Source organism: Curtobacterium sp. B8 (assembly GCF_000333315.1).
GTDB classification, from domain to species: Bacteria; Actinomycetota; Actinomycetes; order Actinomycetales; family Microbacteriaceae; genus Curtobacterium; species Curtobacterium luteum.
The window spans coordinates 1-1,810 of the sequence record NZ_BACW01000317.1 but is presented as its reverse complement, the minus strand read 5'-3'; the positions used below and the strand labels follow the sequence as shown (position 1 = coordinate 1,810).

Here is a 1,810-nt window from a genome sequence, read left to right as displayed (position 1 = left end):
CCCGTCCGGATCGCGCGCGCCGCGCGCCCGCCGGTCAGGCGAGCTCGATGAGCTCCGCGTACTCCTTGTTCCAGTGGTCCTCGGTACCGTCCGGCAGCAGCAGGACACGCTCCGGGTTGAGGGCCTCCACCGCGCCCGCGTCGTGCGACACGAGCACGACCGCACCCTCGTAGCCCGCGAGGGCGCCGAGGATCTCCTCGCGCGAGGCCGGGTCGAGGTTGTTCGTCGGCTCGTCGAGGAGCAGCACGTTCGCCCCCGACACGACGATCATCGCGAGCGACAGCCGCGTCTTCTCGCCACCCGAGAGGACGCCGGCCTTCTTGTAGCCGTCGTCGCCGGTGAAGAGGAAGGAGCCGAGCACACGTCGGGCCTCGGTCTCGTTGAGGTCGTTCGACGCCGACACCATGTTCTCGATCACGGTGCGGTTGACGTCGATGTTCTCGTGCTCCTGCGCGTAGTAGCCGATCCGCAGCCCGTGGCCGGGGAGGATCTCGCCGGTGTCCGGCCGGTCGGCGCCCGCGAGGATGCGGAGCAGCGTCGTCTTGCCCGCACCGTTGAAGCCGAGGATGACGACCCGCGAGCCGCGGTCGATCGCGAGGTCGACCCCCGCGAAGATCTCGAGCGAACCATACGACTTGGACAGCCCCTCGGCCATGAGCGGCGTGCGGCCGCACGGCGTCGGGGTCGGGAACCGCAGCTTCGCGACGCGTTCGACGGCACGCTCGTCCTCGAGGCCGGCCAGGAGCTTCTCGGCTCGGGCGACCATCTGGTGGGCCGCCGCTGCCTTCGTCGCCTTCGCACCGAACCGCGCTGCCTGGTCCTTGAGGGTCGCGGCCTTCTTCTCGGCGTTCGCGCGCTCCTTGCGGCGACGTTCCTCGTCGGCGGCCCGCTGGCGCTGGTACAGCTTCCAGCCCATGTTGTAGACGTCGATCGACTGCCGGTTCGCGTCGAGGTAGAACACGCGGTTGACGACCTCGTCGACGAGCTCGACGTCGTGGGAGATGACGATCACACCGCCCGGGTAGGTCTTCAGGTGCTCGCGCAACCAGACGATCGAGTCGGCGTCGAGGTGGTTCGTCGGCTCGTCGAGGATCATCGTCTCGGCGTCCGAGAACAGGATGCGCGCGAGCTCGATGCGCCGACGCTGACCACCGGACAGGGTCTTCAGCTGCTGGTCGAGGATGCGGTCCGGCAGCTTGAGGTTCGACGCGATCGACGCTGCCTCGGCCTCGGCCGCGTAGCCCCCGAGCGCGTTGAACTGGTCGTCGAGTCTGCTGTACCGGCGCATCGCCTTCTCGGCCACGGCCGGGTCGTCGCTCGCCATGTCGAGGGTCGCGAGCCGGATGCCCTCGACGAGCTCGCCGAGGCCCCGAGCATCGAGGATGCGCTTCCGCGCGGTGTCCTCCGGGTTGCCGGAGCGGGGGTCCTGCGGGAGGTACCCGATCTCGCCGCCGCGTTCGATCTTGCCCGCGGTCGGCTGCGTCTCCCCCGCCAGCGCCTTCGTCATCGTGGTCTTTCCGGCACCGTTGCGCCCGACCAGCCCGATCTTGTCGCCCTTCTCGACACGGAAGGAGACGTTCTCCATGAGGAGGCGGGCCCCGACGCGGATCTCGAGATCGTGCACGGCAAGCACAGTGGACGTCCAATCAGTTGGTGGTTTTGCACAACGACGTGTGCGGGAGGTGCACCGCTACGCTGACGGGACCGATGGTCTCAGAACGGGACCAGCAGTCCATTCTAGGAGAATCCATGACGAACGCCACCGGGTTCGCTCGCCGCGCAGTGCTCGCCGACCGTCTTCGTTCCCACG

General features: G+C 68.6%; 1 protein-coding gene. It reads right to left on the bottom strand.

What is annotated here, in order from left to right; genetic code table 11:
* Positions 1 to 34: 34 nt before the first annotated feature.
* Positions 35 to 1,633 (bottom strand): ABC-F family ATP-binding cassette domain-containing protein, encoded by a 1,599-nt coding sequence (locus I59_RS07815; protein ID WP_022903384.1) that lies wholly within the window; start codon positions 1,631 to 1,633, stop codon positions 35 to 37.
* Between the last annotated feature and the right edge of the window lie 177 nt (positions 1,634 to 1,810).